This window comes from Methylobacterium sp., from assembly GCF_028290105.1.
Classification (GTDB): domain Bacteria; phylum Pseudomonadota; class Alphaproteobacteria; order Rhizobiales; family Beijerinckiaceae; genus Methylobacterium.
Genome location: NZ_JAQGKL010000124.1, coordinates 1 through 5,447, shown reverse-complemented (window position 1 = coordinate 5,447; position 5,447 = coordinate 1). Strand labels below are relative to the sequence as shown.

The 5,447-nt window shown below is 69.9% G+C and carries 8 protein-coding genes; 1 reads left to right on the top strand and 7 read right to left on the bottom strand.

Annotation, left to right across the window (positions count from 1 at the left end; genetic code table 11):
- The 6 genes from JWQ05_RS08950 to JWQ05_RS08925 form a co-directional block, all read right to left on the bottom strand.
- The coding region (locus tag JWQ05_RS08950) for a 1-deoxy-D-xylulose-5-phosphate synthase N-terminal domain-containing protein (RefSeq protein WP_299657671.1) at positions 1 to 232 on the bottom strand (232 nt) is incomplete at its 3' end.
- 87 nt (positions 233 to 319) lie between these two features.
- Positions 320 to 598 carry an exodeoxyribonuclease VII small subunit gene (locus tag JWQ05_RS08945; RefSeq protein ID WP_299657670.1) on the bottom strand — a complete coding sequence of 93 codons (279 nt, stop codon included), beginning with the start codon at positions 596 to 598 and terminating at the stop codon, positions 320 to 322.
- Between the two features lie 180 nt (positions 599 to 778).
- Positions 779 to 1,312: a protein tyrosine phosphatase gene (locus JWQ05_RS08940; RefSeq protein ID WP_299657669.1), complete on the bottom strand. Its 534-nt coding sequence runs from the start codon at positions 1,310 to 1,312 to the stop codon at positions 779 to 781.
- Positions 1,312 to 1,911 (bottom strand): HD family hydrolase, encoded by a 600-nt coding sequence (locus JWQ05_RS08935; protein WP_299657668.1) that lies wholly within the window; start codon positions 1,909 to 1,911, stop codon positions 1,312 to 1,314. Before JWQ05_RS08935 ends, JWQ05_RS08940 begins: the two co-directional genes overlap by 1 nt.
- Positions 1,908 to 2,528, bottom strand: a complete 621-nt coding sequence (locus JWQ05_RS08930) for a DNA-3-methyladenine glycosylase I (RefSeq protein WP_299657667.1) — start codon at positions 2,526 to 2,528, stop codon at positions 1,908 to 1,910. The genes JWQ05_RS08935 and JWQ05_RS08930 overlap by 4 nt, the downstream gene beginning before the upstream one ends.
- A 53-nt stretch (positions 2,529 to 2,581) precedes the next feature.
- Positions 2,582 to 3,436 (bottom strand): folate-binding protein YgfZ, encoded by an 855-nt coding sequence (locus JWQ05_RS08925; protein WP_299657666.1) that lies wholly within the window; start codon positions 3,434 to 3,436, stop codon positions 2,582 to 2,584.
- A gap of 111 nt (positions 3,437 to 3,547) precedes the next feature.
- Between JWQ05_RS08925 and JWQ05_RS08920 the strand changes: the two genes are divergently transcribed.
- Positions 3,548 to 4,906 (top strand): dihydroorotase, encoded by a 1,359-nt coding sequence (locus JWQ05_RS08920; RefSeq protein WP_299657665.1) that lies wholly within the window; start codon positions 3,548 to 3,550, stop codon positions 4,904 to 4,906.
- 90 nt (positions 4,907 to 4,996) lie between these two features.
- Here JWQ05_RS08920 and JWQ05_RS08915 read toward each other — a convergent pair whose 3' ends face one another.
- Positions 4,997 to 5,251 (bottom strand): hypothetical protein, encoded by a 255-nt coding sequence (locus JWQ05_RS08915; protein WP_299657664.1) that lies wholly within the window; start codon positions 5,249 to 5,251, stop codon positions 4,997 to 4,999.
- Positions 5,252 to 5,447: the final 196 nt, after the last annotated feature.

Below are 5,447 nucleotides of genomic sequence, written 5' to 3'. Positions count from 1 at the left end.
CGATGCGGTCGTCGGGGGTGTCGAAGACGTGGTGCAGGGCCACCGTGAGCTCGACCACGCCGAGCCCCGAGCCGAGATGCCCCCCCGTCACCGAGACCGCGTCGATCATCTCGGCGCGCACCGCATCGGCCACCGCCTGCAACTGGCTCTCCGGCAGAAGACGCAACGCCGAAGGCTCGGACAGACCGTCCAAAATCGCCGTCTCGGTGGAAGTGGTTTCTTGTCGTGACACCGAACCAACCTCACGCCCGGAGGGAAGACATGCGCGCAATCACTTGCGGCCAATGATGAAATTCAACTCGCTCCACGCCCGGACGCCCTAGTCGACGTCGAGGGGAGCCACGCCGGCGGCCTTGCCGTCGGCGCCGAGGGTAATCTTCTGGATGCGCGCCTCGGCCTTCTGGAGAAGACCTTCGCAATGGCGCTTCAGCGCCTCGCCGCGCTCGTAGATCGCCACGGATTCATCGAGGGGCACGTCCCCCTTTTCGAGGCGACGCACGATATCCTCGAGTTGCTCCAGGGCCTTCTCGAACGGCAGGTCGAGGGCCGGCTCACCGGCACTGCCCGTCGACGCAACAGCGGGTCGCGTGACACTCATCCTAAACTACCCCTTGATTCTGCCGGTCTAAGCCTGCCGCCCCGAAGCCCGCAACCCGCTCCCCGGCACCGCTCTTCGTTTCATCGTCCGGGGCGGCCTTTGGGCCACACCTCAGATACCTGCCACGGCCGTCCGTCGTGAGGGTAAGACGAAACCCGGTCTCTTCATTTCATCAGCACCCTAGACGATTGTCCGGATGTCGGGCGTCAACGCCAACCGGAACGGCTCTCCCTCGAAGGCCTCGGCGCCGCGACCGATCTCCGCGATGGCCGCGACCATGCGGCCGCCGCGCCCCAGCATGTGGTCGGCGATCGCCACGAAGAGCGCGTTGGGAGTGGCCGAGGGCGAGGCGTCCCGCAACGCAAGGGCGATCTCGGCCTCGTCGCGCTCCGGCGCAAGGGCGCAGGCGGCGATGTAGGCCGCCGCCGTGGAGCGGCTGATCCCGGCATAGCAATGAATGAGCAGCGGCTGCTCGCGGTCCCAGGCCTGGGCGAAATCGAGGATCGCCGCCACATGGGCCTTGCCCGGGGTCACGTGCCCCTCCATCGGCGCGACGATATCGCTGACCTCGACGACGCAGTGGCGCCCCTCCGGGATCCCGGCCGGCCGGGGAATGGCGGTGCCGACCTTCATCAGGGTCATGAGGTGGCGCGCCCCCGAGGCGTCGAGGGTCTCGGGCAGGCGCGAGAGCGGACAGACCTGGAGATGCGGCATCAGGCGGAACCCGGTTCGGTCAGGGCGTGGAAGCGGGCGAGGAAGCGGTCTTGCGCGACATCGGTGGGCCAGGGAACGAGCAGGGCCTCGGCCTGCGATTCGAGTGCCTCGCAAGCCCCGAAGACCGCATCAGCCTCCTCCACCGAGAAGCCCGCGAGTTGGATCGCCTCGTGATAGGCGGCGATCCCGTCCGCCCGCTTGACCAAAGCGGTCAGCGCCGCAGCGGGCGCGGGGAGGCCGAAGCGCAGGCGGATTGCGGCCAGGAGCCGACGCTCCACGGTCTTATAGGAATCGCCGATCGCCGCCTTGAAGGGCGAGATGATGTCGCCGATCACGTATTCGGGGGCGTCGTGCAGGAGCAGTTCGAGGCACGCGGCCGCGCCCAGTCCCGGCGCCAGCGCCCGGCCGATCGCCTCCACCAGCAGGGCATGCTGGGCCACCGAGAAGACGTGCGGCCCCGCCGTCTGCCCGTTCCAGCGTGCGACGCGGGCCAACCCGTGCGCGATGTCGGCGATCTCGATATCGCCCGGGGCGGGATCGAGCAGGTCGAGGCGGCGCCCCGAGAGCATGCGCTGCCAGGCGCGGCGGTGACTGGTCATGCGCGTGCCCCCAAGGCGGCGCAGGGGGCGTGCCGGTGGCAGCCGACGAGGTGGTCGTTGACGAGGCCCACCGCCTGCATGAAGGCGTGGACGATGGTCGGCCCGCAGAAGCTGAAGCCTTCCGCCTTCAGGGCCTTCGACACCTTTCGCGAGATCTCCGTCTCGGTGGCGATGTCCTGGCGGCGTGCGGCCGTGCCCTGGATCGGCGTACCGTCGACGAAATCCCACAGGAACCGGCTGAAGCCCGGTCCGCGTGCCTCGATGGCGAGGTAGGCGCGGGCGCCAGCGATGGTGCCGACGATCTTGGCCCGGTTCCGGATGATGCCGGTATCCTGCATCAGCCGCTCGACATCCGCCTGCGTGAAGCGCGCGATGGCAACCGGGTCGAAGCCCGCGAAGGCGCGGCGGAAGCCCTCGCGGCGGCGCAGGATCGTGATCCAGGACAGCCCCGCCTGGAAGCCGTCGAGGATCAGCTTTTCGTAGAGGGCACGGCCGTCGCGTTCCGGCACGCCCCACTCGGTGTCGTGATAGGCAACGTAGGTCGGATCGCGCCCCGCCCACCAGCAGCGGAGGCAGCCATCGGGATGGTGGATCAGACCGGAGGCATCGCTGGACATCCGCGAGGCTTTAGCCGGGTGCCGTCCGCGCGTCGATGTCGGGACATCCGCCGTCAGCCCGCCTGGGCCACGTCCGGAAACCCGAAGGTCGCGAAAGCCGGCTTTTCCACACCGATCGGGATGCGCCCCGCCCGCAGCGGCTCGCCGGTGCCGAGCGCGTCCGCGAGACGGTCGAGGCGGACGAGACCGAGGCCGCGTGCATCCGCGACGCTGCCCACGGTGCCGAGCCCGCGCTGGCCGGCGGTGATCTCCGCGCCGGATTCGAGCGCCTCGCCGGAGGCCGCCACCAGGGGCACGATCCGGGTGCGGGCCGTGCCGCGATGCTGCATGCGCGAGACCACCTCCTGGCCGACGTAGCAGCCTTTGCGGAAATCGACGCCGCCGATCTGGTCCATCAGGGCCTCGTGCGGGAAGGCATCGGACCAGGGGAAATCGCGCCCGCCCTCAGGGATCCCGAGCGCGATGCGGTGGGCGTGGTAATCGGCCTCCGTCGAATCAGCCGAGAAGGCACCGAGGCCGAAGTACAGGCGCTCGCCCAGGTCCCCGAGGCGGCCGTCGCGGCGGCGGGTCACCGTGGCGCCGGTCTCGGCCCCATCCCAGGCGGCGGCGACGCCGAGCGCCGGGTCGAGGGCGATGGTCACCTTGGCGCGCAGGCGGTAGAGGCCGAGGCGCTTGGCGAGGTCGGGGGCGCGTTCGGCCGCGACATCGAGCCGGAACGCGTCCTCGTCTCCGCGAAAGATCAAAAAGTCGAACAGGATCTTGCCCTGGGGCGTCAGCAGGGCGCCGAGGCGGGCCTCGTCGGGGCCGAGTGTCTCGACGTTGCAGGTCACGACGCCCTGCAGGAAGCTCGTCGCGTCCTCGCCCGAGACGGTGACGACGGCGCGGTCCGGCAGCAGGGCGATCGGCATGGCGGCTCCTTCAGGGCGGCGACGGCATTGCGCGTCGCGGAGGCCTGACATAAGCCGCCCGACACCCCGTCTCAATGCGCTCACCGAGCGGGCCGCCCGAGGAGACACGGAATGGACCAGCCCTTCGACCTCCTTCTCACCGGCGGCATCGTGGTGAATCAGGACGGCGCTCATCGAGCCGATCTCGGCATCCGCGCCGGGCGCATCGCGGCAATCGGGAACCTGTCGGGGGCCGAGGCCACCGAGCGGCGCGACTGCACCGGCCTGCACCTCCTGCCGGGGGTGATCGACAGCCAGGTGCATTTTCGCGAGCCGGGCCTGGAGCACAAGGAAGACCTCGAATCGGGTTCCCGCGCGGCCGTGATGGGCGGCGTCACGGCGGTGTTCGAGATGCCTAACACCAACCCGCTCACCACCAGCGCCGAGGCGCTGGCCGACAAGGTCGCGCGCGCGCATCACCGGATGCATTGCGACTTCGCCTTCTGGGTCGGTGGAACCCACGAGAACGCGCATGAAGTGGCGGCGCTGGAGCGCCTGCCGGGGGCGGCTGGCATCAAGGTGTTCGTGGGCTCCTCCACCGGCTCGCTGCTGGTCGAGGACGACGAAGGCGTCATCGAGATCCTGAAGCGCACGCGCCGGCGCGCCGCCTTCCACGCCGAGGACGAGCCGATGCTGCGCGCGCAGAAGGACCGGCGCGTGCCCGGCGATCCGTCCTCGCACCCAGTCTGGCGCTCGCCCGAGGCCGCGCTCAAGGCGACGCAGCGCCTAGTGCGCATCGCCCGCGCCACGGGGGCGCGCATCCACATCCTGCACATCTCCACCAAGGAGGAGATGGCGTATCTGGCGGGCGCCAAGGACGTGGCGACCTGCGAGGTGACGCCCCATCACCTCACCCTCGACGGCACGGAAGCCTATGGCCGGCTCGGCACCCTGGTGCAGATGAACCCGCCGGTGCGGGACGCGGATCACCGCGACGGCATCTGGCACGGGCTCGGCCAGGGAGTCGCCGACATCCTCGGTTCCGACCACGCCCCGCACCTGCTGGCGGAGAAGGCCAAGGCTTATCCGGACTCGCCCTCGGGCATGACCGGGGTGCAGACCCTGGTGCCGATCATGCTCGATCACGTCGCGGCCGGCCGGCTCTCGCTGGCGCGCTTCGTCGACCTCACGAGCGCGGGCCCCAAGCGCCTGTTCGGCATCGCCCGGAAAGGGCGGCTCGCCGTCGGCTACGACGCCGACGTCACTTTGGTGGACCTGAAGCGCCGCGAGACCATCCGCAACGACTGGATCGCCTCGAAATGCGGCTGGACGCCCTATGACGGCGTCACGGTCACGGGCTGGCCGGTGGGCACCCTGGTGCGCGGTCACTGCGTGATGTGGGAAGGGGCACTCACGGCGCCGTCGCGGGGCGAGGCGGTGGTGTTCGAGGAGACGCTGGCACCGGCCCGACGGGCCTCGCGTCGGCCATGAAAAAGGGCAAGCGCGGATGCGCTCGCCCTTGATGATGCCTGTGCCGGGAGCGACGGGCCGCCTCGGCGATACCGACGCGGCCGGAGACCCTCAGTGCTGCGGGGCCGTGGTGAACGCCCCGCTGCGGATGCGGTCCGGGAAACCCTCGGCGTAACGGGCGGTGGCTTCCTCGCCATAGGTCATGACGAGTTCCTGGAAGGCGGCGAACAGGGCGGCCTGGGCCATGCAATCCCCGTCGAGACCGTCGAGACATCCCTCCGCGAAGGCCTCGGAGACGTAGCCGAGCGCGGCGCGCTTGTCGTCGAGATCCGCCTCGAAAGGCGCGGAGACCGTATCCATGTGCATGGGTCACATCATCGCTTGCGCCGGTGAACCACCCCGGCCAGTCCGAGCGAGAATAGGCCGGGTCGCGGGGTTCGCAAAGCCAGGAATTGCGAAGCGGTTAACGCCGGCGCTCAAATTCGCCGTTTCGGTGGAACGCGCACCGCTTGTGTCCCCACCGCATCACCTACCCACCGAAGCGGCTCGCCAGGGCGTGCGA

Coding starts and splice junctions, on each gene's coding strand:
- JWQ05_RS08935 (WP_299657668.1), bottom strand. CDS start 1,911: ATGACCAGTCACCGCCGCGCCTGGCAGCGCATGCTCTCGGGGCGCCGC.
- JWQ05_RS08940 (WP_299657669.1), bottom strand. CDS start 1,312: ATGCCGCATCTCCAGGTCTGTCCGCTCTCGCGCCTGCCCGAGACCCTC.
- JWQ05_RS08920 (WP_299657665.1), top strand. CDS start 3,548: ATGGACCAGCCCTTCGACCTCCTTCTCACCGGCGGCATCGTGGTGAAT.
- JWQ05_RS08925 (WP_299657666.1), bottom strand. CDS start 3,436: ATGCCGATCGCCCTGCTGCCGGACCGCGCCGTCGTCACCGTCTCGGGC.
- JWQ05_RS08945 (WP_299657670.1), bottom strand. CDS start 598: ATGAGTGTCACGCGACCCGCTGTTGCGTCGACGGGCAGTGCCGGTGAG.
- JWQ05_RS08930 (WP_299657667.1), bottom strand. CDS start 2,528: ATGTCCAGCGATGCCTCCGGTCTGATCCACCATCCCGATGGCTGCCTC.
- JWQ05_RS08915 (WP_299657664.1), bottom strand. CDS start 5,251: ATGCACATGGATACGGTCTCCGCGCCTTTCGAGGCGGATCTCGACGAC.